The organism is Paenibacillus sp. FSL R7-0333 (assembly GCF_038000365.1).
GTDB classification, from domain to species: Bacteria; Bacillota; Bacilli; order Paenibacillales; family Paenibacillaceae; genus Paenibacillus_AQ; species Paenibacillus_AQ silagei.
This window is the reverse complement of sequence record NZ_JBBOBZ010000001.1, coordinates 1142593-1166208: the sequence shown is the minus strand read 5'-3', so window position 1 is coordinate 1166208 and position 23616 is coordinate 1142593. Positions and strand designations below refer to the sequence as shown.

The following is a 23616-nucleotide window of genomic DNA, read 5'->3' as shown; positions in this document are numbered from 1 at the left end:
CCAGACGCGGCTGTCCCCCTCTCCTCCCCTGATGATATGATCTTCTGCGCGAAGGAGGCGACTGATATGCAAATTAGACTGAGAGATATCCGCAAAAGCTTCAAGGTGTACAAACGGCCCGAAGGAAAATGGGGACTTCTGAGAGGAGCGTTTATGCGGAATGTTACCCAGGTGGACGCGCTCGGTGGCATCAGCTTTGATATTGAAGAGGGTGAACTGGTAGGTTACATTGGCCCGAACGGCGCCGGCAAATCCACCTCCGTCAAGGTAATGAGCGGCATCCTGACACCCGACAGCGGAGAATGCACCATCTTGGGCAAGATTCCCTGGAAGCACCGCATAGAGCATGTATCCCGGATCGGCGTCGTGTTTGGCCAGCGCTCACAGTTATGGTGGGATGTTCCGGTGGCAGACTCTTTTGACGTGCTGAAGGATATTTATGCTATTCCTCCAGGCGACTACCGCTTAAGATTATCCGAGCTATCGGCAACACTTGGTGTGGAAGCGCTCTTAAGGACCCCAGTGAGACAGCTTTCGCTCGGACAGCGGATGCGCTGTGAGCTGGTAGCAGCGCTGCTGCACCGGCCGAAGCTTCTCTTTCTGGATGAGCCAACCATCGGACTTGATGCGGTATCCAAGCTCGCGCTGCGCAATTTTCTGAAGGAAGAGAACCGGAAGTACGGGATTACGATGCTGCTGACCACCCACGATATGGACGATATTGAGGCATTATGCCAGCGGGTCATGGTGATCGGGCACGGCCAACTGCTCTATGACGGGCAACTCTCAGGTCTGCAGCAGAAATATGCGCCGGAGGTCGTCATGAAAGTGAACACGGATGCGATGATTGCGGCTATGTACAATGACTTGGCTTTGGGCTAACCCATCAGGAGGTGCACAATGAATGTTAGAAATACATGGCGGGCCTGCAGTTCCCTCTTCCGAATCCGCATGGCAGAAGGGCTCCAGTACCGGGTGTCCGCCATATCTGGCACGATGGTAGGTGTGTTTTGGGCGCTTATAGAATGTGTGCTGTTCACCGTGTTCTATACATACAGCGAGAATGGCTCCTGGAACAATAACGGACTCAGCCTCCCTCAGGCCATATCCTATGTTTGGCTGGCTCAGGGGCTGTTTGTACTCCAGAGTATGAACATCGACAGCGAAATTATGGGCAAAATCAACAACGGTGACGTCGGTATCGAGCTGTGCCGGCCCATGAACCTGTACACCCACTGGTTTGTCAAAAGCTCGGCCGGCAAGCTCGGCACCAGTTGGATCAGGGGGCTGGCCACCGTACTCGCCGGGTTCCTGATGCCTGCCGGATATGCCTTAGGGGGCCCTGCCTCATTGCCTGCACTATTCTATTTCCTTCTGTCGGTGGTCATGGCGTTTGTGCTGTGCTCGGCCTTCGCTATGCTTGTGACTGCGATCCGGCTGAATATCACTTGGGGGGACGGACCGACCTATATGCTTCTACTGTTAAGCGGCATATTGTCCGGCACCTACCTCCCCCTGCGGCTGTGGCCTGATTTCATGCAGACCTTCCTGTACCTGCAGCCGTTTGGCGGATTCGCCGACATCCCTCTGCAGCTATATATAGGTAGCGTAGCTCCTGCCGCCGCATTGCCCGGCATCGGCTTACAGCTCCTCTGGAGCCTTATCTTTATCGCGGCGGGCCGGATGATCATGAAACGCAGATTGCACAGCATTATCGTCCAGGGAGGGTGAGAGTACCGTATGCTTGCTGAAGGTAAAATTTATTGCAAATACTTGCGGATGCATCTGCTGTCCGGCATGGAATATAAGGGCTGGTGGCTGATGCTGATTCAGGTGCTTACTGTGGTGATCTCCGATCCTATAGCCACCGTCCTGCTGTTCTCCCGCTTTGGCAATATAGGCGAATGGACCGTCGCCCATATCATTCTGGTGTACTCGCTGGCGGTGGCTTCCTTCGGACTTGCCGAGAGCGTATGCCGCGGCTTTGATTATTTCCCGTGGCATCTGCTGCGCTCCGGCGATTTCGACCGGCTGCTGCTCCGCCCGCGGTCCCTGTTCGTGCAGGTCGCCGCTTCCAGATTCCATCTGCACCGGCTGGTCCGGCCGTTTACAGGGATCTGTGCTGCGGGCTGGGCGCTGGGACAGCTCGGCGTTCCCTTGACGCCCGGCAGACTCGGCATTCTGGCGATGGCGCTGGCCGGAGGCTGTCTGATGTACTGCGGAGTGTTCGTGCTAACCTCAGGTCTTGCTTTTTTCACGATCAAAGGGCTGGACTGGATCTTTCTGCTGACCAACGCCAGCTACCAGATTACCCGCTGCCCAGAGCCCTATTTGCCGCGAATGCTAAAATCCGTGTTCAGCTTTGTGCTCCCAATGCTGTTCATCAGCTTCTATCCGGCGGCCACCGTCTGCGGCTGGGATTATCCCCACTGGCTGGGCTTCCTCTCGCTTCCCTCTGGAGCTGCCTTCCTCGGAGTGTCTCTGCTGGTATGGCGCATAGGCGTGAGGCATTACAAAAGCACGGGGAGCTGAGCTCCGCTGAAGCTGACAATACAAAAAAAAGCACCCCTGGACCATGAATCTTCCAGGGGTGCTTTTTTTCTGCCACTTTCTTTTATACAATCGGGTAAGAACAGCAATAATCAGTTAATGCGAATACTTCCAGGGCAAATTTAGAGTTGCCGGGAACATGGAATGTCTCCGCTCCGTCAATGTCCTTCCACACTTCAGTGCCGGGAAGCAGCACCTTGAGCTTGCCGGAGAGAATCTCCATCGTCTCGGGGCCATCGGTGCCGAATTCGTATACGCCAGGCAGCATAATGCCGAGTGTCACCTTAGTGCCGTCTTCCAGTGTAACTGTACGGCTGGTCACTTTTCCGTCGTAGTAAATATTGGCTGCTTTTTGAATTGTCGCGTTGGTGAACTGACTCATGTGCTTATTCTCCCCTTTGTCGTTAGATCCGTCTATTATAGCAGCGCTTTTACGCGGCTGACTACATTTTCTACAGTGAAGCCATATTCTCTGATTACGGTGTCGCCAGGGGCGGAAGCGCCAAAGGTAGTGATTCCCAGAATATCGCCCTGGTCGCCTGTATAACGTTCCCAGCCGAAGGTTTGCGCCATTTCGATAGCCAGACGGGCTTTCACTTCAGGCAGGATAACGGAATCGCGGTATGCTTTATCCTGCTTCTCGAACAGATCCCAGCTCGGCAAGCTGATGACACGAACATCAATGCCTTCTTCGGCAAGCGCAGCCTGAGCCTTAACCGCCAGCTGTACTTCAGAGCCTGTAGCAATGATCTGTGCCTGTGGAGTGCCGTTCTTGGAATCAGAGACCACATACCCGCCGCGTTTGATGTTGTCGCGCACACCGTCTACAGTTCCAGCCAGGATCGGCAGGTTCTGACGAGTCAGTACCAGTGCTACCGGATTAGCGGTGTTCTCCATAGCGTACGCCCAAGCGGCAGAGGTTTCGTTGGCATCAGCCGGACGAATGACCGTCAGACCTGGAATGATACGCAGGGAAGCAAGCTGTTCAATCGGCTCATGGGTAGGACCGTCTTCACCAACAGCAATACTGTCATGAGTAAGCACGTAGGTTACCGGCAGCTTCATGATGGAAGCCAGACGGACAGCCGGACGCAGGTAATCTGTGAAGACGAAGAACGTACCGCCGAACACCTTAAGACCAGTGTGCAGTGCAATCCCGTTCATGGCTGCAGCCATTCCGAATTCACGTACGCCGAAGTAGATATTACGGCCGTCATAGGATTCAGAGGTGAATTGGGACAGACCGTTCAAGTGCGTCATGGTCGAGCTCTCCAGATCGGCAGAACCCCCAACCAGCTGCGGGATACCGCCAGTCAATCCGTTCAGCGCATTACCGGAAGCCACACGGGTGGATACGGCTTTGTCTTCTGCTTTGTAGAACGGCAGATTGGCATCCCATCCTGCAGGAAGCTCACCGCTTAGTGCAGTTTCGAGCTGTGCAGCAAGCTCAGGGTATGCTTTTTTGTAGGCTGCAAATTTCTCATCCCATGCTTTGTTAGCGGCGATTCCTTTGGCCTTCACTTCAGCGAAGCTGGCACGGACTTCATCCGGTACATAGAAATCTTCTTCATATACCCATTTGTAGTATTCCTTCGTCAGCTTCGTTTCATCAGCACCCAGCGGGGAGCCGTGGGTACCGCCGTGGCCGCCTTTACCTTGCTTGTTCGGGCTGCCGTAGCCGATGACTGTCTTCACTTCGATCAGCGTCGGTTTGTTGCTGTCTGCTTGAGCCTCTTCAAGAGCCTTAGCCAGTGCAGGAAGATCGTTACCGTCTTCTACGCGCAGAACCTGCCAGCCGTAAGCTTCAAAACGCTTAGCAACATTCTCGGAGAATGCAAGGTTCAGCTTGCCGTCGAGAGAGATATCATTCGAATCGTACATTACAATCAGCTTGCCCAGCTTCAGGTGTCCGGCAAGTGAAGCAGACTCGGAAGAGATCCCTTCCATCAAATCACCGTCGCCGCAGATGGCGTACGTATAATGGTCAATCACATTATGTTCATCTTTATTGTAAGTCGCACCCAGCTGCGCTTCAGCCATTGCCATACCTACAGCCATACCGATACCTTGTCCAAGCGGACCGGTTGTCGCATCTACACCGGCAGTGTGGCCGACTTCCGGATGTCCCGGAGTTAAGCTGCCCCATTGGCGGAACTGCTTCAATTCTTCCATAGGCAGATCATAGCCGCTGAGGTGCAGCAGGCTGTAGAGGAGCATGGAGCCATGTCCGGCAGACAACACGAAGCGGTCACGGTTGACCCAAGTCGGGTGATCCGGGTTATGATTCATCGTCTTGGCGAACAATTGGTATCCCATAGGTGCGGAGCCCATCGGCATACCCGGATGTCCGGAGTTTGCCTTTTCAATGGCATCAATGGCAAGTGTACGGATCGTAGTGATGGCCAGGTTGTCCACCGTTGAGTTTTCTTCTTTATGAATGGCTTGATCTTTTGCTTGTTCAGTCATTACAATAATCCTCCTCGAATCAAGAATGTCATTTTGACTATTATTGTATCACGGAAGTGGAAGCATTTCCAATTGTTTTTGCTGCAGCTTATATTTAGCGGCTTCTGTCGGGTCTATGCACGCCTGTGCCAGATTCACGGTGCTTCAGGAGGTTCTTTTTTGGAGATACGGATGGGAATCCGGAAACTTAGCCTTAAGTCTAGTTTCTAATTAAGACTAAAGTTTGTTTTACAAAGCGGATTTATACAGTAAGATGGAAGTACCACAGCGGAATTTTAGCCGGATTATCCATAATTTCCAGCAGAAAGGAATTCAGAAGATGACTGCAAACAGAGACATTTATATTGTGCTGACCGGAACAGGCACGGCCTTCAGCGGAATTATTAAATGGTTCACCAAAGCGGAGCTGAATCATGCCTCGATTGCTTTTGACAGTGAGCTGCGTGAGGTCTACAGCTTCGGCCGAAAAAAAGTGTACAACCCGTTTATTGCCGGACTTATCCATGAGAACTTCATCCATCCGTTCTACAACAGTGCAGACTGTGCCATCTACCAGCTCAGAGTCAGTGAGGAAGAGTACAATACTATGTATAACCATGTCCAGGGTATGATGCAGAATCAGGAGCGTTATAAATATCACCTGCTCGGTCTGGTCGGTGTGCTGTTGAACATCCGGATTGACCGGGAGAATGCTTTTTTCTGCTCCCAGTTCGTAGCCTCTGTATTGGAGGAAACTACTGTTCATCCGGTAGCCAAGCCCTCCTGCTTCGTCACTCCGGAGGATTTCGCTTCATCCCTGTGTGCCCACAAAATATTCAGCGGCAAACTCTCCTACTATATGGACCGGAGTCATTCTGCGGACCTCAGAGGTTCCAGTCTACATAACCCCCAAACTACTAATCCGGCAGATTTTGCGGCTCCTAGACTGCGGCTGCATGAAGAACGGACCGAGGGAATCGTCTGAACGATCACCCTCCGCCCGCTTGATGCCAAGTAAAACAAAATCATAGTAGCACATAAGGCATAAGGATTGCGTCCCGCGTTATTTTACACGATGGCTCTGATAATATTCTGTCCAATCTCCGAGAATCGTTACCGCCACTGTATCCACCTTGGTCTGATACTCATTGGTTGCGGTAAAGGTAAAAGTAACCGGACCATCCGGCAGCTGTTCGAACGATGGGTCGGCCAGCTCACCCGTCCATAAGGTCTTATCACTCCCGGTCGGACTCAGCGCCGCCGTGTATCCTCCAGTCATTGTGACTTGCACGGTATCCGGTAGTCCGGTAGCTGTCCCCTGCAGCACAAATTTCTCGCCAGCCCAATAGACACTATACCCCCGCGGGCTTTCAGGCGAGCCGCTCTGCTTCAGATTGTACGCCTGACGGTTGCCATTCCACTCCTCTGTATGACGGACAGCCCCCTTGATGCTAAGCAGGTTAACCATAAAGTACTTTCTTGCGGACACAACACTCCACTCAAATCCATCGAAGACCTCAACTTCAACAGCATATTTTTCGTACTCTGCTAAGGCTCCATCTGGTACCTTCCATTGTTTTGAACTGGATACCTGGTCACCGGTCTGCACCTTAATCGCACCTGTGGCCAGATTAATTATCCGCACCCGGAAGCGCTGCTGCTGATCCCCGTCCTCATCCTGGTAATCCCACTTGATGATCGGCGTCAGTGTGCTGGCAATCGTTGGCTTGTTGGGGCTATCACTTGTCGGATAGGTAATTGAGACCTTGGGTAACCGGTTCAACACGGTAATGCTATGGGACAGCTCTCTGAACAGTCCCAGGGAGTCCGTAACAAGCTGCCGATACGTAAAGGTACCGTTTGTAGTAAACTTTTTGTTAAAATCGCCTTCTGTGCTCACAAGCCCCTCTACACCAGCCGCCGGCTTCAAGAAATACTGATGACTTATGATGTCTCCTTTCGGAATATCCTCATCTGTTGCCGTGCTCTTGATATTAAGCACATCCGTCCGGTAGATTGGTACCTTTGTAGCATCCTTTCCGGTATCCGTGGTTAAGGTGAAGCCTGGCTTTGGCGGGTTGTCGATGATGAACATTTTTTCATTGGATATCTCCGACCAGGAACCTTTGGAATACGCCCGCCCCAATACGGTGAAATATTCGAAGCGATTGAAGGTTGGGTTCGGCACTTGATACTGGCGGATCGATCCGCTGCCATCTGTATTCTCTACCGTTTTCTCCGATAACCCTTCTTTGGTGAAAAATTCTAGCCTGTACTTTTCCTGCGGATCATTCTCCGGATCGGAGTAGGTCCACTGAATCAACGGGTCCCCCTGCTTCTCTGCATCCAGGACCGTTGGGCTCGCGGTTGTACCCTGAGGAGAAGTGATCGTCATGGATGGGGCTTCGTTTTTAATTACATTCACTTTGAGTGACTCAATATTTGACTTCGCCCCAATCTGGTCCACTGCCCAATGCTCCAGCGTGTATATTCCCGGTTCCAGAAAACTGATATTGATACTCGGCGTCTTATATAACTTGGTGGTGCTGTCGCTGTCTGTCACCTTCCAAAAATATTGAAGACTGGCGATGTCCGAAGGATCTTCATCAAAATCAGATGATGTGTACTGCTTCGTATCAAACTGATACACCGCCCCTGGCCCATTGATGGCGGCCGTAGGGACATGGTTGAGGACTTTGAACGTCCGTGTCGCATTCGAGGAAAGCGACCCGTCTGAGGCGGTCAGGCGCATTTCCCAGCCATCTGAAATGGCTTGTTGTGGTGAAATGCCGCTACGCGCGATCAGATCCCGGATTGTCATCACCTGGTTTCGGTTACCTCCGGCATAATAGTACGGGCTGCTATTGATCCGGGCATTCCAGGCATAGCTTAGCCAATCCCCATCCTCATCCGGGTCAGGTGTCATATTCTCCATCGTAATGACCGTATCCCGGTATACTTCCACCGGCATATTGAAGGCAGCTGCTGGCGGGTGATTCAGGACTTGTACCGTTTGGCTGTAGGGCTGCGACCATAGCCCGCGGTTATCATGGACCTGAAGGGTTAACTGATACTTCCCCACGCCGTAGGCTGCGATATTCGGCGGCACCGCCGCACCGCCCGAATGACTCCATACCTGTTGCCAGCCATCCTTAATCACTGTCCAGCTGTATACGTCCAGTGGATCATTGTCCGGGTCGAAGGACTTGTCCGTGACCGCTGTAGCCTTACGGTACGATACAATGTTGGGCTCTACGGTGAACAGCGCTACCGGCGGCAGGTTGCCGGCCGCCCCTACCGTTTGCTGCGACCAGTCACTCCAGACGCCAATCCCATTCTCGCCATCGATGTCCCGCACTCTTAGCCGGATATCATACTGGTCATTGGTCGGCAGTTGTGCCGGCGGATATCCATCCGTCCAGACTTGCCCTTCTGTCTTCTTGTATTGCCATTGCCAATCCATGATCCCTTTATTGGAGGCAGTGACATGATCCAAATCGTAGGAGCTGTCCGTGATCTGCAGCCATCCGCCTGACAACCTGGCACTAAACAAGGCTATCGGCTTGCGATGCACATGGAAGGTCATCGAAGAGAGGTTATTCCGGCTCCATTTCCGGTACACATCGAACCGGTCGTCATCCTTGGGATTGTCACGACCCTGGAACGTGGCCACGTAGGAACCGCTAAACGGGAAGGTCGTATAGGGTGAACTTCGCCATAATCCGGAATCCCCAATGATCCCCATCGAATTGTCAAAGAAGTATGGGTCATGATCAAATCTGTACCGCTCTTCCCGTTTAGGGTCCCATTCCGAGTCAAAGAATTTCGTTCTGGTTTCTACAGGGGTATTGACCAGGACAAAGGACTTATTCCTCATCTGCTGTCTGACATTGATCGTAAGCGCAGCCTTCGCGGTCATCCCCGACGGGTCGGAGGCCGTGATGTTCATGGTGTAGGTTCCCGGCGGGATCGAATCTTGCAGCACATCCAGTGGGATATTGAATGGTTTGGACATCTTGGCTTGAGGGACCACCGTCTTCTTGTAGAAGACACCAGGGATCTCGGCGGTGACGGTAACGTCCTCGTTATCTGGATCGCTGACATACCCCTCGATATTGATTCCGCTTAAGCCTGCGGCATTAACCAGGGTAATCCCATTTGCTGTTCCTACGGACAGGCTAGGGGCATAATTGGGTATCAATTCTGCAACTCTAGTCATGTAAGGTGACCACCAATAGGTGTTTGTCCATGCCAGCACTCGAAACCGGAATAATTCTGGATCATCCGCTAGTCCTGGAGTATATTCATTTGGCTGATAATAGTTATATCCTTGTGCATATTCATTAGGATAGGTGTTCGCCATTAACTCCCGTATTTTGGACATATCTACATCAAGAACAGCAGGCATATAATATCCTTGTGATGCTACTGCATTGGCGTGTAACATCCCCCAATCTGCTGACCAGTTGTAATATTGACCATAATAATCAGGTGTTCTAGGATCGTTACAGGTCCATAAATTATCATCACCATAAGCATTTCTGTTTAATTCATATTGATATGCAGCTTTGGTATACATAGTACTACACATTTCGATTTTCATTGGCTCAGTATATCCGCCCCAATCAGGTCTTCCCGTTGTATAAGTAACATGCAAATTAGATCCTGGAACAATATCATAGGTCATTCTTTTGGTCGTTTTATTAAATTTAAGATTGGTTACCTTCAGAGCAGGGAAATCAATGACAACCTTATCATCCTGATTGGCATGTCCCCCTCGCCCAGCTTCAAAAATAATATCCCGATAATAAATGAAATTATCCTCTGCAGCCTGCACTGTACTAACTAGCCCTGTCACTTCGACTGCAGGCTGCGGCAGTGCGGGAACCAGCAGCAGATAAGTCATAAGTAAAATAATGCTTCTTTTGAAAAAATGAATCCTCTTCATGGTCTGCGTGTCTCCCCCTTACAAATCCCAATCGACTTCTGGCGCGCGGTTATCAATCTCTATCGTCCGCTCCACCAATGCTTGCTTAATGGGGTCGGTATAAGAGTCTGCAGAACGCCGGTCCGCCTCCGTCACATAATCCTCGATGGTCGGTTGGCCAAACTCTTCAAAGACCGTCAACCGGATCTCATATCTCCCAACCTGAGTCAATTCCAGCTTAGGATTAATCTCATTTCCATTATTGAAGATCTCCCAATTCTCATCGGTAAACCGACCGTCATTATTGGAGTTGTACCGATACTCCCAGATCCGCCGGTTCAGGGTATCCTTGTCTGTGGAAAAGGATCTGTCCGTAATTTGGATGATCGCTCTATTCCCCTTCTCCGGGTCCCGATACATTTTTTGGGCAACGTCAAAATACACACTTGGAACTTCATCCGGTGCAATATCGAACGTGATCTCCCCATCTGCACCATAGCCGGCTGTATTCTCAACATGAATATTTGCTTTGTATTTTCCTGGCTTCCGGAAGAGAACGTCCTTGCTCTCCAGCTCGGCCAGACTGCCGCTGTATTTGATATCTGCATTAGTCCCGCCGCTGACTGCGCTGATCGTGACCTGAGTTTTAGACTTAATGATCGGGAATCGTGTCGGGCTTGTGCTGCTGTTGGTGAGCGTGGTTTTCCGGTTCTGCTTCAGCGATCCGGTGATCTCCAAGGTTGCGGATGGAATCGGTTCAATAACCGTTACCTCGGTACTGGTGCTCCCGATCAGCCCGTCATTATCGACAACGGTAAGCATTATGGGGAATGTCTGTCCAACCTTGTCCCGTGTGTACCACACATAGCCTCTGGCTGTATTTTCAATCCCGCCCTCTGCTCCAGGAGTTCCCCAGGCATAGTCCGTAATGTATCCGTCTGGATCAGAGGAACTCCCTCCGTATACCATCATGTCTGAACCGGCTTTGACGTACTTGGGTGCGCTGATTCGGGCAATCGGTGGCTTACCTTCCGGCTTGCTCGGCGTTCCCGGTATGGATGGATAGGTAATGGGGTTGTCCTTCTTGTACACTCCGGCCGAGACTTCCATTTTCTGTTCCAAGGAGGTTATCGAACCGGACTTAGTAACCACAGGATTCTTGAACCGGATGATCACCGTCAGCGCGTAATCCTGTTTGAAGCTGTCACTGGTCACCCGGCTGGCCGGGATCTGGAAGTCAAAGCTTTTCGATGCGGTGAGCATTTTTCCGTATTCTTTCTTCATATCAGCCTTCGCTGAACTGTCTTTTTCCTTGGCATAAAATACCCATTCTTCGATGTTAGAGGAATTTGTGTAACCCAGCAGTTCGCCTTTAACGTTGATCTTCACATCGACCTTGCTGCCTTCCAGCTTGATTGGGTTTGGACTCGGCTTCTCTAGCGTGGCCGTTCCGTTCAACGTAGCCTGGTCAGGTGGGGAATAATCAAAGGTGACCGAACCGGCGTAGCTGTAGGATGTGACCTTGGCAGTAGCATCGAAGTAATAAGGGAGGGTAATATAATATAGCCATCCTTGAGCATGACCGCCTCGTCCAAAACCTTCGGATACCTCTTCAGGTCTTTTCTTTACAGAAGGGACACTATAAGTAATCACAAACTTTCCATTTTTAACACTAACAGCTCCCAGATCATCTTTTAATTCACCCGGATTAAGCCGAATGCTCGATTGAATCACGCTACTATATGGAACGGGCGTTTTATCCATCTTATACCAGGTTGCTTCACTAGGATTTACTGGGTCAGACTTTGTTGAAACCTTTGTTTTAGGTGGTGTCGTAGAGGGCATTCCGTAATCTTCTGCGTTTTTGTTATAGCTTATGTTGTGCCCCTTGTCCTCTTTGTAGTCATTGATCTGCCAACGCCGTCCGTCTGAATAGCGCCAGATAGAATTTCCGGGATTACTCACAAAAGGATCTTCAAATCCACTCTTTGTTCCTACCACAGGAAAGCTCTCATCCTTCACATTCCCCTTCAGCGTAACCTTGATCTTACCGTTCTCGACAGTGAGCGCTCCTACAGTACTGTTGTTTCCTGAATATTTCAGTGTGCCTGCCTTAATCGCGGGGCCAGTGACCCCGCTGGGCAGATCCAGATAAAACGTCTTGGCACTATTTCCTGAGCCAGTTAACCCGGTTGTCACCGGTATGCTGACGCTACCTTGCTTAGCCCCTGTACTCTCTGCAGAATAGGTGTAATTCGGCTCAAGCATTCCAAATGTCAAGAGAACAGCCAATGTGCTAATCCAAAATTGCTTAGTTTTCATCTGCTCGGCTCCTTACGCTTCCGGCTCTACGATGTATTTTGAGACAAATTGACCTTTGTAATCTACGCTCAGTTTAAAGTAGTTAACTGTACCGGTATAACGAAATCCTTGGTAGGTGCTGAGTTTTTGTCCTGGCTTTAAAGTCCAATCCCAAAGGGCATCTTTGCTATTTTTTACATCAACCAATTTATCTGGCATAGCAGAAGAAGCTTCACCTCTCAAAAGATCTCCAAAGTTTAAGCGCCACTTATCACTTAAATCTTTAATATTTTGCTGAACAACGTTCCCGCCTTTGTTTTCCACAGTGATCTTTGTCCAGATAAAATATTGAGTCCCGTTGAGATTGTAACCATATTGCTTAGCCAACGCCTGGGCATCCTTCGACTTCGCATCAAAGATCATAATCTTCTCCAACGTATAGCTCAGCCCGCCGGCCGTAACCGTAACTGGCAGCTCCACATCCTTCACCAACCCGAACTTAGAGAGGTTGTCTCTCATAATCGGAGCTGCCGTCGGTTTTGCAGCTGTCGCATGTGCAGATCCTACTTGGCCTGAAATCGAACCTGCTAACAGTGCAGTTGCTAACATTGTTTTCATCATTATCTTTTTCATCTAAATCTCTCCTTTAGTAGTTTGTACGACCTGCTAAGGCTCGCCTCAGGGTAGGATTACCCTGCCGGATACTTCATCGATTCATCTTATACTCCTGAACCGCCGGCACAGTAATGGCCTCCTGAACCTTGCTTCTGGAGATCAGCACCGGGTGCTGCGTTTGAATAACTGCGATGACCGAAGGACCTTGTATGTATTTGGTGATACCGTAAGTACTGTCCTCATAGAGCAGCGGAAAAGTATCGCCCGTAGATTCATCCACGATGTCGAATTTGACGATCTTCACTTGAGCCTGAAGCCGGCTCCCCGCCAAGGGGGATAAGCCGTCATCCAGTCCCAGATTACTCTGCAGGGTGTGGCGGAAGGTGGCATAGGCCTCAGCGGGATCAATGACCAGACGGCCTTGGGCCCTCGCTGCTTCGTTCAACTCCTGTGATGCGTCATGGACGGCCATATTGTTGGCATCCTTAAGCATGCTGCGCACCTGGTCCCACTCCTGATTCTGAATCTGAAAAAACCAGGAATAAATAAAGATCAACAGGACAAAGGCCAGCTTAATAATATAATCCATAGGTTAGCTTCATCCCTTAATTAATCGAGATATTCACTCATAATCGAGCCATGTCCATAGTACTGTGCCGGCTGGGATACGCCGGAGAAATTGTAGGGGAACAGGTTCACCCGCGGTGCGGTCACATACACATCAATCCGCTGTTTACGCTCAAGGATCACTTCTGTTCCGCTGGTTATCTTGATCGAGCCTTCGGGAAATCCTACAGCCTTCAGGTTAGAAATGACCTCCGCCTTCATGGAGACAGTGACCCTCCCTTCTGTGGCTGCCTTTTGCGTGATATACGAGGTGTTGGCTTTGACCTGCAGGTCGAGCAAATAATCGATGTACGTAAAAATCGGCTGCAGGATAATGAACAACACCAGCCACATGAACAAGGCCCGGAGGACGGTTGCCTTCAAACGCAGCGCCTCCTTTTAATACTTCTCGACAGCTTTGACATGGGTAATAATATCATCCTGGCTGCCGCCGATCATGCTTGTAGCCCCAGCGATAAAAATCCCGGCAATCACAAAGCCAATAGCCAGAAACAGCGCGACGGAAATCGAGTCCTTCTTCATCTCTGTTACACCAAAGGACTGGCGATCGTATACGTTACAGCTGCTTCCACGAAATCTGCGGGCTGAACCAGACTAACCTTCGGGATTTCAGGTCTGTTGTCATCCGCTTTATCGATTACATCCCGTACCACAGGAATCAATACGGCAATTACGATAGCCACACACAGGAACCCGATTGCGATAAATAAACCAGTAGAAATAGCGTCTTTTTTCATTGTTAATATCTCCCTTTTGATTGTATATTTTAAAATGATTCTTGAATATAACAAAAATTTCACTTCGTTTATTTTCTTGCTTCCAGCCTGCCTAATTAGCTCATTGGAACATCCCTACGCCGTTAAAATTCCCTTTGATCAGCATAATGTACTGCATCGCCAGCGACACAATCATCAGAAAGGTGGCGATCGACGGAATGACATTGATGATCGTGGAGATGTCCCCGATAAAGGACCACTTCTTCAGATATTGGTCACTTGAGATTTTGGTAATAATTTTGCCCTGCTCCTGCAGATACTTTGCTGCTTCATGGTCATCATCCATCCCTTCTGTCGCCAGCAGAATTGAACGGATATCGTTGATAAACATGTGGTTCTCCGGGAATTTGCTGCAAAACCATTCAATGGCCCGCTCCGTCCCCTCATCCACCGCCCGCTCTGACAGCTCATACAGATCCTGGCGGATGTAACTGAAATGGTTGGCCGTCCCGGCGCAGAAGGCGCCAAATTCTACATACCCCCGCTTGCGCAGACGGTTATTCTCATAGAGACGGATGAAGGAGATCAGCTCTCCGTCTTTTTGGATCAGTGTCTTCTGATGCAGCCAGCTCAGCAGCCAGCCAAACGGCAGCGCCCGCTGCGGACTGGTAATCACGAGAATCAGCAGAGCAATCAGAGGATCGTATATTGACATTGGCTCTGAACGTAAGAAGTCTCCCGTTACCTGGGCCAGCAGATAGAGAAAAGCCGCCGAATATCGGAACAGGGTGATTTTGGCTGCTGATATAGAGAGTCCGCTCTGATTGAGCAATTGCTGCAGCCGCTCATTGTGCACACGTTCCCCGAAGGCCTTCCACTGCTGGCCCAGACGGAGCACATACCGCTGCTGACGGCTGCTGCTGCTGATAAAGACCAGTAAGGCAAGATACACAATACCTGTTACAGCTATCAAAAGTAGTAATCTATCCATCATTCATCACCTTAATGGTAGTCCAGTCTGGGTCTGGCGAGGATGGTACTGATCATGAACGAGATGAATAGGCCCGTCAGGATCACCATCATAAAAGTAAGTCCAATCGTTGTCTCGAACTGCAATTTGAAATACACATCCGGCTTCAGCATGTACATGAACGTTCCCACAGAAGATACCAGCACTATCAGATTACCGTACAGTCCCAGGCTGATCGCATCCCGGCTGCTGGCCTTCACCGTCAGAATAGTCTCCCGTTGCAGCTCCATTGAGCGGTTAAGCGTCATGAGCGAGCTTTTGAGATAACGGGTGCCCTCCTTCTCGCAATAGAGCAGATCAGATACGAATTCAACGGCAAACGTCGTGCCAATCGCTCCGGCAAAACGCCCGGCTTCCTCATTCAGCTCCCGTTCATTACTATAGCCGGCGAACGCTGCACCCAGCAGCCTCAAGGGCGTCTTCAGCACATTCTCCACCGGCAGCAAGTCACTGGTCTTGGACAAAATGGAATCCGCAGACAAATGCGTGAATTTGGTGGCGATTTTGATCACATCGAGCAGATCGTAGCTCCCCCGCACCTTGCGCTGGGCATAGGTATATCTCATCCGCAGATAAGGAATACAGGCCGAGAGCACCGCCAGAAACAGCGGAAGCCGCCAGGCATTCGCCACAGGTGCGCCGTCATTCAACACCATGCCTTCCAGAAAAGGATTGCTGAAGCTCATCTGCCCCGGCAGCTCTTTAAGAGTCAGCAGACTCGATAGGAATACACCGAGGAACAGCATCCCCGAACGGGTGACGAAGCGCAGCACACTGATGCCCGGCTCGTATCGCTTATGGGCAAAATACAGCAGATCATCCAGATGGCGGTACAGCCACACTTTCCTCTTCGCGCTGCTGAACTTGTGGCCGAACAGGTTCATCCGCAGATCCAGCTTCTGCCCCCACTGCCATAAATGCCGCTCAATCAGCGGCTTGACCAGCAGCCAGAGTCCGCCTGCAACGAGCAGGTGAAGCACAAACTGGATAATATAGAACAGCAGCCCCACAGGCTCTCCCTCCTCTCATTCGTTCAAAACGATTTTGGACTTCAGACTTTCCTTCAGCGGGTCAGTCATCGGCTTCTGCGCAGCGAGATGTCCAAGCTCCTGCAGCAGCATCCGTGCCGCTCTGGCATTCTTCTTCTTCATCTTATCGATCAGCGCCTGGGTCAGCCTGTCATTATAGGTCCAGCCCGCCTGCTCCGGTTCCCAGCGCATCAGATCATTAGCGAAGACTGAATTACTGGCCTCTTCATAAAAGACTTCGGAGATCCGCACAAGCCGTTTCTTCCCATCCGGGACACTCTCCAGAATGAACACCAGCTCACAGGATTTCAGCGCTGAGATTAAATGCCCCTTCAGGCTGCCGCCGATCCGTGTAGATACTGCAAACGCCCCCTGATAAGGAATATCCTCCGAATCTACGGTGTGAAAGGTGCCCGTAATGCCGTCATAGCCCTTCTCCCCGCTCCACAAATAGAATTCCCACTCGTTATAACGCATTTCTGTCATGTATAGAATGTTCGGGTCATGCCGCAGCGACTCCACTCCGACCTCCATCAATTCTTCATTGGAAGCTTGGATGGGAATGATCCGGTGGCCTTTGATCTGGTACGGTAAAATCGACTCCGGATGCTTCTCGATCATCACGACGCCCATACAGGAAGAGGAGCCGAGCAACTGCTCGCCGACAATTGTGTTGGCAAAAGTAGTTTTGCCCGAGCCAACCGCCCCCGCGATAATCGTGTTTCGAAACGTCCCGGTAAGCGCACGAATCAGATCAATCGCTTCCGCAGGAATACATTCCGTGCCGGCCTGATCATCCAGATCCAGAAATTCAACGACCTGCCGCCGCAGCGAGATGGTAGTGAAGCCCTCCCAGACCCGCGGGGAGACCCAGATGGCTAGACGAATGAATCGGCCGGGCCAGAGGGGATCATCCATTTTGAATTCAACGGAAGGATTATCCTTGTTCAGCTTCTTGCCCGGATCACTCTTGAGGAGAGAGCGCTTGAGCTGCTCCACCCGGTCCAGCGAAGGCATCTCATAGGGATACGCCACAAACCTCCCCTGATGGTTATAAAAAATTTGCCGCCCGATCATCTGCAGTCCGGTGGATTCGCTATAGGCACGGTCTGTGAACCAGCGGTAGGCGGGGCCGAAGCCCTTCCATTCATGAAACAGCGCTTCAGCGGCTGTGCGGTAAGCCTCCGGCACTTTTCCGGTAAACGGGGTCCGGCGCAGGTATTTCTCAATCTCGTTCATGAAAAAGCTGACCGCCTGCGGATCACCAACCAGCGCCTTCGCATTCAGTTCGAAATAGCCGTCATCCTCACGCTCCAGCCCGGCGTTCATTTCACTTTTCATGGTGTGCAGGAAGCTGTAGAAGTCCTCTTTGCCGGGCTTGCTGGTACGCAGTACACTCTGCTTCAGTGAGAATAGCCGTCTGCTCTGCGTTCCGTCCGCGAGTCCAGGCACCGCCTGTAAGCACTCGTCCCGTTGTCCCTGCCGCCTGCCCTGTTCAGGGTCCAGCGGAGCCCATCCGGACAGCACACGCTTCTGCTGCAACGGCAAGCTTTCATCCTTGTTGTTCATCATTGAAATATCCCCTTCTTGCGGGTTTCCTGGGCGAGGCCAAGTGATACAAGCAATGCGTGGACCTTATCGTCCACTTGCTGAAGCTCTTTTTTGCCCAGTGGCAGGCTCTCTGGAAAAGATGGATAATACGGTAGCTCCAGCAAAAGCTCGCTGCCAAAACGCAGGGCCAGGCTCTTCGGTGATGTTAGCTCCTCCACATTGCTGCGGTTAATTATCCACTGGAAGTCCTGCGGATGCAGGTCCATATGTCCGGCCAGCTCCATCAGGGGCTGCAGCCTGTGTTCATGCCGCGGGTGTGTAACGATCATGCGCAGCAGCGACTTCTGCATTCCCACATACCACGCGGCGCTCTCGGGAATCGACCCGAAGTCCGCAATCACCACATCGGCGCTTTCACTTGCTCTCGCCAGCAGATATTCGATCTCCTCCTCCTGATAATCCTGAGCGCTTAGATAATCGAAGTTCCCTGGCAGATAGGCATAGCCTTCCCGCTTCACCAGCGCGCTGAAGTCCTCATCATGCAGCATTTTACCCGTAATCCGCGGCCGCAGCCTGTCCAGACTAACCGCCGTCTTCCGGTCATAGCCCGGATCGTACAGGTCGAGACCCAGCATAATCACCCGCAGCCCTGAAGCGGCAATCCTCCTGGCGAACAGCTTGGCAATACTCGTGCAGCCAATCCCCGGCCCTGAACCGAAGAAGCCTACCACATTACCACTCTCCTTGTGCTCATCTTCAAGCATATAGCGCAGCTTATCGATGATTGCCGCTGAGGTGCAGCGCGGAGGCATGAAGAATATGCCCAGACTCTCACACTGCATATGTATGGCCTGGTAACCCCGCACCCCCTTTTGCAGATAGATGTACAAAATTGAAGAGTCCGGATACCTCCCTCTCAGCTCTCTTAATTCCGCTACCGGTACCTGCTCGCTCGTTACCATTAACAGATGCCCTCCGGCATGCTCAGGCTCCGGCAGCACACTTTGAGCAATAACGGTGAAGCCTGCCAGCTTAATCTCATTAATCGTCAACTGATCTATACCCAGACTGAATATTCTCAAGTTTATTCCTCCTCCTTTCTGTATGCTCTTCTACTCCACCCGGACAATCCATAGCTTCTTGCCCTGTTCGAGATAAGCTCCCAGCAGCTCACCGTCGCTCTTCTTCAGCTTCAGCTCCGGGGCTGCCACCTTCCCGGTTGAAGTAAAACGGTTATTGTTATTGCCGTTCTCCGAGTCGAGTACATCGTTGTTATCTTCCGTACGGACATAGTTTACTGTCACTCCGCTTAAGAATACTTTGCGCGCAGGGATTTCCGGCGGAACCTCTGCTTCCGGCAGCGAAGAAGCGTCTGAGGTCTGCCCTCCTCCAGTAGCAGTTACAGATGCAGATGCGGATGCAGCCGGACTGTATCCTCTGCGTTCTTTTGCGGGTAAGTCTCCTTCGACCAAATAGATATCTACCTTATCCCTGCTGCGGAGAGAACCGTTGATGGCATAGATCGCGTCTTTGGGAATCGGGAAAATCCCCTCGTCCTGCTGTGGCTCCAGTTCGCTTACATCCACCAGCGACTCGGTCAGAATGCTGCCATCCGTCAGATTAACATTCGTAATCTTCTGTTCCACCTGCTCCAGACTACGGACGACCCCTGCCGGGATGTCTTTGGTCTGTACGGAATCCAGATAGAGATTCTCCGCTGTCAGCTCATGATTCTTCGGCAGGAAGCCGCCCCCGTCCACCTTGATTTTGACAACGGTCTGTGACAGTACATAAGGCTTGAAATACAGATCATAGCCGAGCAGTCCGCCGAAGCCAATGAGCAGGATGAGTCCGGCGAAGAAATAATTGCGTTTTAATAGACGTCCGTGCTTTGTTGACAAGCCCTTTACCCCCTTTGAATGTGATTTCTGCACATAGCAAAATACATCTTGGCGCTTATGTCCAAAATGCCGGTAAAATGCTTTTTTACCTTAGTGGTTGAGAAGTGTATTAGATTATCCTTGTGAGGTTGTGAAGCCTGAGGCTGCGGGAAGCTCCCGCTGAAGATGAATGCCGGTAAAAGCCAGACCAGAACGCTGTTCCATATCCCCTGCGTTACGCAGGGTTGCTGACTTTTACCGGAGTGGTTGTAACGGTTACGGCAAGATTAGCTGATTAATTAAATACTACGGTTTTGTTGTGATGCACGAGGATTCTGTCCTCAATATGCCATTTAACGGCACGGGCCAGAACGACCCGCTCAATGGTACGTCCAATGCGCTTCAGCTCGTTCACATCATCGCTGTGGCTAACCCGCTGAACGTCCTGCTCGATAATCGGCCCGCCGTCCAGCTCCTCGGTCACGTAATGGGCGGTTGCCCCGATGATCTTGACTCCGCGCTGATAGGCCTGGGCGTACGGCTTACCGCCGACGAAGGCAGGCAGGAACGAATGATGGATGTTGATGATCCGGTGCCGGTAATGCTCGATGAATGAAGGGGAGATAATCTGCATGTACCGGGCCAGTATGATCACATCGATATCCTCACCGATAACCTCCAGTTGACGCGCTTCAGCTTCAGCCTTCGTCTCTGCGGTAACCGGAATATGATGGAACGGGATGCCGAAGGATTCCACATAAGCCTGCATATCGGTATGGTTGCTGACCACAAGCGCGATATCTGCATCCAGATCGCCCGCCTGCCACTGCCAGAGCAGCTCCACCAGACAATGGTCCTCCTTGGAGACGAAGATCGCCAGCCGCTTCTTGTGGCTCACCTTGAAGATCTGCCAGTTCATCTTGAAGCGCTCGGCAACACCGCCGAAGATGTTACGTACCTCTTCCAGCCGCTCATCCAGCTTAGGCAGGTCAAACTCTACTCTCATGAAGAACATTCCGCCGTCCGGGTCCATCGTATATTGGTCCGACTGCACAATGTTCGCGCCATGCTGATACAAGAAATGCGATACCGCCGCTACAATCCCCGGTCCGTCAGGACAAGATATGAGCATACGCGCCCGGTCGGGATAAGGTCTGCCTGTTGAATGCTCTCTCTTCACATGTAATTCCATAGTTCTCCGTTCATCCTCTCATCTGCTTGCGTTATCTATGCGGGTCTATGCCTTCACGAGCAGCTGTTTGCCTGCAAGCCAGGCGATCAGCCGGTGATTAACGGCTTCCTCACTAAGCTGAGGGAATAATCCGGCAGCTATGACTTGATCATAGAGACGTTCCAGCGGTTCCCGGGGATCCGCCTTCTTAGCCTTGGCGTCATTCTTCAGCAGCTCCCACACCTCCAGCACATAACGGCGTGAATCCAGCTCCTGCTTGGCAAAAAAGGCATGCAGCTCTTCCAGCTCCTGCAGGAATTCCGCACCGAAGCGTTCAGCAACATTGCCGCGCAGCAGAGCGATTTCTACTTCATACATGGGACGGAGCTTCTTGGCGTCTTTGCCGATCCAAGGCGTCTCCAGAATAAACGGCAGACCTGCCAGTGCTTCATGCTGGACTACATTGTTGATCGTCTCGAATCCTATGTAGCCGGAGCCAATTGGTGTATGACGGTCTTTGCCCGCTCCGCGCGGGTTCTTGCTGTCATTAAGATGGATCACGCCGAGCCGCTCCAGGCCGATGGTATCATCGAACTTCTTCAGCACCCCATCCAGATCGTTCACGATGTCATATCCGGCATCATGAATGTGACAGGTGTCAAGACAGATCGATAGCCGCTGATTAAATTCGACCTTATCTATAATGGAGGCAAGCTCCTCAAAGGTGCGGCCGATCTCTGTGCCTTTACCAGCCATCGTCTCCAGTGCGATATGCACATCGGTCTCATTCGTACCGCCCAGCACCTCATTCAGACCGTCTGCAATACGCTGAATGCCGTAATCAGCATCCTTATCAGTGAATGCACCCGGATGCAGGACAATATGCTTGACCTCAAGCGCATGGGTCCGGCGGATCTCCTCCTGCAGGAAGTCTACTGCCAGCTGATAGGTATTTTCCTTGTAGGAGCCCAGGTTAATAATGTAAGGGGCGTGAACCACAATCTCGCCGACGCCATTCTCCCGCATCTTCTGCTTGCCTTCCTCGGGGAACATCGATTCAATCGGCTTCCGGCGCGTATTTTGCGGCGCTCCCGTATATATCATAAACGAGGTAGATCCGTACTCATTTGCTTCATTGGCCGCGCTCAGGAGACCCTTGTCCGCGCAGGACACATGTGAACCTATTTTCAGCATGCCTATTTCCCTCTTTCCTTCACGAATTAACCCTTATTCTACCGTGATCGGGAGAATAAATCTAGGCAAGCCCCGAAAGGCCGCTTCCGCTTCGCAAACCTAAGGAAATACGCTATACTCAAGAGGAGCAAAAGGAAAGTGACAATCATCATTGTCAAAGGCGGTGTATTCATGCATTTCCATTTACCCTCAAGCTTATTATCCACATCTCCAAGCAACTGGTTTATGAACTCCATCGCATTTTGGACCTTTTTACTGCTGGGCTGCATGTGCATCGGCGGCTATTTTATGTTCCGCAAATTCCTGAAGGTGCTGCCCAAGGCTGACGGCAAATCCAAGCTGGACTGGCAGAACTACTGGGTGGAACGCAGCCGTCCGCTGTGGAGCGACGAGATGAAGGCTTTTCTGGACCAGCTTGTACAGCCGGTGCCTAGCCCGTTCCGCGATATTGCCAAGCACTCTATCGCCGCTGAGATCGGCAAGCTGGCTGTAGAGAGTCATGCAACTGAGGTTACCCGTGACCACTGTATTCAAGGGTACATTATTGCTACGCCCCGGCGTGACAACAGGTTCCTGATCACCTTCCTGGAGAAGAACGGCATCGACTACGCGCCTTACAAGCATCTGGTCAAATAAAGCATATTAAGGAGCAAGCCCTATGAAATATATCATTTGCGGAGGCAGCGGATTCATCGGCAGCGAGCTTACCGGATATTGGCTGCAGAGCGGACATCAGATCATCAGTGTCGGGCGCAAGAACCCCGAGAACAAGCTGGAGCATCCGGGGCTTAGCTATCTCACCTGGGACAGCCTGGCAGCCAATCCTGAAGCGGCAGAAGGCGCAGATGCGCTGATTAATCTTGCCGGAGCTTCGCTTAGCCAGCGCTGGACCCCTAAGGGGAAGCAGGCTATTATGGAATCGCGTCTTGAAACCGTTACCGCTGCCGGGAAGCTGCTAAATTCACTCCAGCATAAGCCAAGCGTGATCGTCCAGTCCTCAGCCGTCGCCATTTATGGTACATCTGTGCAGGACACCTACACCGAAGCTTCCGAGACCCGGGTGATCGATTTCCCTTCCGAGGTGGTCAAGACCTGGGAGGAGGCTGCAGATGAGGCCTATGCCGGTATCCGTCTGGTCAAGCTGCGCACAGGGATTGTGCTTGGCAATGAGAGCGGTGCTTTTCCCAAAATGAAGCTGCCTTACTCGCTTGGCTTCGGCGGCAAAATCGGCACCGGCAAGCAGTGGATGTCCTGGATTCACCTTACAGACATTGTGCGCCTGATCGAATTCTGCATTCTTCAGCCTGAGATCGAAGGTCCCGTTAATGCCACGGCTCCACAGCCGGTCACCAATGAACAGTTCGGACGGATGATCGGCAAAGTCTACCATCGTCCGCATTGGTTCCCGATTCCGGCGTTTCTGCTAAAAACCGCTGTTGGCGAGCTGTCAGAGATTCTGCTGGAAGGCCAGCGTGTGCTTCCTTCCAAAGCAATTAACCACGGCTTCACCTTCAACTATCCCACGCTACAGCCTGCATTGGAACAACTGAAAAACCAGTAGGCTGTGCAAACGCATCATTC

Annotated in this window: 22 protein-coding genes; 6 read left to right on the top strand and 16 right to left on the bottom strand. The window is 51.4% G+C overall.

Annotated elements, in window-relative coordinates; all coding sequences use genetic code 11:
- The first annotated feature begins 66 nt into the window (after positions 1-66).
- The 3 genes from MKY86_RS04920 to MKY86_RS04910 are packed head-to-tail and all read left to right on the top strand — an operon-like array spanning position 67 to position 2532.
- Entirely contained in the window at positions 67-882 is an 816-nt protein-coding gene (locus tag MKY86_RS04920; protein WP_340826427.1) for an ABC transporter ATP-binding protein, read from the top strand.
- 18 nt (positions 883-900) lie between these two features.
- Complete coding sequence (locus MKY86_RS04915; RefSeq protein ID WP_076082463.1) at positions 901-1731, top strand: ABC transporter permease; 831 nt, start codon at positions 901-903, stop codon at positions 1729-1731.
- A gap of 9 nt (positions 1732-1740) precedes the next feature.
- Positions 1741-2532, top strand: coding sequence for an ABC transporter permease (locus MKY86_RS04910; RefSeq protein ID WP_076082460.1), 792 nt, complete (start codon positions 1741-1743; stop codon positions 2530-2532).
- Positions 2533-2614: 82 nt separating this feature from the next.
- Here MKY86_RS04910 and ppnP read toward each other — a convergent pair whose 3' ends face one another.
- Both ppnP and tkt read right to left on the bottom strand, forming a co-directional pair.
- Positions 2615-2932 (bottom strand): pyrimidine/purine nucleoside phosphorylase, encoded by a 318-nt coding sequence (gene ppnP / locus MKY86_RS04905; RefSeq protein WP_036727552.1) that lies wholly within the window; start codon positions 2930-2932, stop codon positions 2615-2617.
- Positions 2933-2967: 35 nt separating this feature from the next.
- Complete coding sequence (tkt, locus tag MKY86_RS04900; RefSeq protein ID WP_076082448.1) at positions 2968-5016, bottom strand: transketolase; 2049 nt, start codon at positions 5014-5016, stop codon at positions 2968-2970.
- 319 nt (positions 5017-5335) lie between these two features.
- Between tkt and MKY86_RS04895 the strand changes: the two genes are divergently transcribed.
- Positions 5336-5980 carry a hypothetical protein gene (locus tag MKY86_RS04895; RefSeq protein WP_340826418.1) on the top strand — a complete coding sequence of 215 codons (645 nt, stop codon included), beginning with the start codon at positions 5336-5338 and terminating at the stop codon, positions 5978-5980.
- Between the two features lie 78 nt (positions 5981-6058).
- Here MKY86_RS04895 and MKY86_RS04890 read toward each other — a convergent pair whose 3' ends face one another.
- The 14 genes from MKY86_RS04890 to MKY86_RS04825 form a co-directional block, all read right to left on the bottom strand.
- On the bottom strand, positions 6059-9214 hold the full coding sequence (locus tag MKY86_RS04890) for a hypothetical protein (protein ID WP_143803836.1): 3156 nt from the start codon (positions 9212-9214) through the stop codon (positions 6059-6061).
- A 747-nt stretch (positions 9215-9961) separates the two neighbouring features.
- Complete coding sequence (locus MKY86_RS04885) at positions 9962-12244, bottom strand: hypothetical protein (RefSeq protein ID WP_076082442.1); 2283 nt, start codon at positions 12242-12244, stop codon at positions 9962-9964.
- Between the two features lie 12 nt (positions 12245-12256).
- Positions 12257-12856 carry a hypothetical protein gene (locus MKY86_RS04880; protein ID WP_076082440.1) on the bottom strand — a complete coding sequence of 200 codons (600 nt, stop codon included), beginning with the start codon at positions 12854-12856 and terminating at the stop codon, positions 12257-12259.
- Positions 12857-12929: 73 nt separating this feature from the next.
- A complete protein-coding gene (locus MKY86_RS04875) occupies positions 12930-13427 on the bottom strand; it encodes a hypothetical protein (RefSeq protein WP_076082438.1) in 498 nt (165 codons plus the stop codon).
- A 20-nt stretch (positions 13428-13447) separates the two neighbouring features.
- Complete coding sequence (locus MKY86_RS04870) at positions 13448-13828, bottom strand: hypothetical protein (RefSeq protein WP_076082436.1); 381 nt, start codon at positions 13826-13828, stop codon at positions 13448-13450.
- A gap of 15 nt (positions 13829-13843) precedes the next feature.
- Positions 13844-13987 (bottom strand): hypothetical protein, encoded by a 144-nt coding sequence (locus MKY86_RS04865; protein WP_340826409.1) that lies wholly within the window; start codon positions 13985-13987, stop codon positions 13844-13846.
- A gap of 5 nt (positions 13988-13992) precedes the next feature.
- Positions 13993-14202, bottom strand: coding sequence for a hypothetical protein (locus MKY86_RS04860; protein WP_076082434.1), 210 nt, complete (start codon positions 14200-14202; stop codon positions 13993-13995).
- Between the two features lie 100 nt (positions 14203-14302).
- Positions 14303-15172: a hypothetical protein gene (locus MKY86_RS04855; RefSeq protein WP_143803835.1), complete on the bottom strand. Its 870-nt coding sequence runs from the start codon at positions 15170-15172 to the stop codon at positions 14303-14305.
- A gap of 11 nt (positions 15173-15183) precedes the next feature.
- Positions 15184-16221, bottom strand: a complete 1038-nt coding sequence (locus tag MKY86_RS04850) for a hypothetical protein (RefSeq protein ID WP_076082430.1) — start codon at positions 16219-16221, stop codon at positions 15184-15186.
- 15 nt (positions 16222-16236) lie between these two features.
- Complete coding sequence (locus MKY86_RS04845; RefSeq protein WP_076082428.1) at positions 16237-17811, bottom strand: ATPase, T2SS/T4P/T4SS family; 1575 nt, start codon at positions 17809-17811, stop codon at positions 16237-16239.
- A complete protein-coding gene (locus tag MKY86_RS04840; RefSeq protein ID WP_076082426.1) occupies positions 17808-18872 on the bottom strand; it encodes a hypothetical protein in 1065 nt (354 codons plus the stop codon). Before MKY86_RS04840 ends, MKY86_RS04845 begins: the two co-directional genes overlap by 4 nt.
- Positions 18873-18902: 30 nt before the next feature.
- Positions 18903-19691: an SAF domain-containing protein gene (locus MKY86_RS04835; protein WP_076082424.1), complete on the bottom strand. Its 789-nt coding sequence runs from the start codon at positions 19689-19691 to the stop codon at positions 18903-18905.
- Between the two features lie 274 nt (positions 19692-19965).
- Entirely contained in the window at positions 19966-20862 is an 897-nt protein-coding gene (gene purU, locus MKY86_RS04830; RefSeq protein ID WP_076082422.1) for a formyltetrahydrofolate deformylase, read from the bottom strand.
- Between the two features lie 45 nt (positions 20863-20907).
- Positions 20908-22035 (bottom strand): deoxyribonuclease IV, encoded by a 1128-nt coding sequence (locus MKY86_RS04825; protein WP_076082419.1) that lies wholly within the window; start codon positions 22033-22035, stop codon positions 20908-20910.
- Positions 22036-22206: 171 nt separating this feature from the next.
- On the opposite strand from MKY86_RS04825, the gene MKY86_RS04820 reads away from it, so the two are divergent.
- Positions 22207-22671, top strand: coding sequence for a DUF2621 family protein (locus MKY86_RS04820; RefSeq protein ID WP_076082524.1), 465 nt, complete (start codon positions 22207-22209; stop codon positions 22669-22671).
- A gap of 22 nt (positions 22672-22693) precedes the next feature.
- A complete protein-coding gene (locus tag MKY86_RS04815; RefSeq protein WP_076082417.1) occupies positions 22694-23596 on the top strand; it encodes a TIGR01777 family oxidoreductase in 903 nt (300 codons plus the stop codon).
- Positions 23597-23616 lie beyond the last annotated feature (20 nt).

Bases quoted from the DNA above. Each gene is read 5' to 3' on its own strand.
- MKY86_RS04920 (WP_340826427.1), top strand. From the start codon at position 67: ATGCAAATTAGACTGAGAGATATCCGCAAAAGCTTCAAGGTGTACAAA.
- MKY86_RS04915 (WP_076082463.1), top strand. From the start codon at position 901: ATGAATGTTAGAAATACATGGCGGGCCTGCAGTTCCCTCTTCCGAATC.
- MKY86_RS04910 (WP_076082460.1), top strand. From the start codon at position 1,741: ATGCTTGCTGAAGGTAAAATTTATTGCAAATACTTGCGGATGCATCTG.
- ppnP (WP_036727552.1), bottom strand. From the start codon at position 2,932: ATGAGTCAGTTCACCAACGCGACAATTCAAAAAGCAGCCAATATTTAC.
- tkt (WP_076082448.1), bottom strand. From the start codon at position 5,016: ATGACTGAACAAGCAAAAGATCAAGCCATTCATAAAGAAGAAAACTCA.
- MKY86_RS04895 (WP_340826418.1), top strand. From the start codon at position 5,336: ATGACTGCAAACAGAGACATTTATATTGTGCTGACCGGAACAGGCACG.
- MKY86_RS04890 (WP_143803836.1), bottom strand. From the start codon at position 9,214: ATGACTAGAGTTGCAGAATTGATACCCAATTATGCCCCTAGCCTGTCC.
- MKY86_RS04885 (WP_076082442.1), bottom strand. From the start codon at position 12,244: ATGAAAACTAAGCAATTTTGGATTAGCACATTGGCTGTTCTCTTGACA.
- MKY86_RS04880 (WP_076082440.1), bottom strand. From the start codon at position 12,856: ATGAAAAAGATAATGATGAAAACAATGTTAGCAACTGCACTGTTAGCA.
- MKY86_RS04875 (WP_076082438.1), bottom strand. From the start codon at position 13,427: ATGGATTATATTATTAAGCTGGCCTTTGTCCTGTTGATCTTTATTTAT.
- MKY86_RS04865 (WP_340826409.1), bottom strand. From the start codon at position 13,987: ATGAAGAAGGACTCGATTTCCGTCGCGCTGTTTCTGGCTATTGGCTTT.
- MKY86_RS04860 (WP_076082434.1), bottom strand. From the start codon at position 14,202: ATGAAAAAAGACGCTATTTCTACTGGTTTATTTATCGCAATCGGGTTC.
- MKY86_RS04855 (WP_143803835.1), bottom strand. From the start codon at position 15,172: ATGGATAGATTACTACTTTTGATAGCTGTAACAGGTATTGTGTATCTT.
- MKY86_RS04845 (WP_076082428.1), bottom strand. From the start codon at position 17,811: ATGATGAACAACAAGGATGAAAGCTTGCCGTTGCAGCAGAAGCGTGTG.
- purU (WP_076082422.1), bottom strand. From the start codon at position 20,862: ATGGAATTACATGTGAAGAGAGAGCATTCAACAGGCAGACCTTATCCC.
- MKY86_RS04825 (WP_076082419.1), bottom strand. From the start codon at position 22,035: ATGCTGAAAATAGGTTCACATGTGTCCTGCGCGGACAAGGGTCTCCTG.
- MKY86_RS04820 (WP_076082524.1), top strand. From the start codon at position 22,207: ATGCATTTCCATTTACCCTCAAGCTTATTATCCACATCTCCAAGCAAC.
- MKY86_RS04815 (WP_076082417.1), top strand. From the start codon at position 22,694: ATGAAATATATCATTTGCGGAGGCAGCGGATTCATCGGCAGCGAGCTT.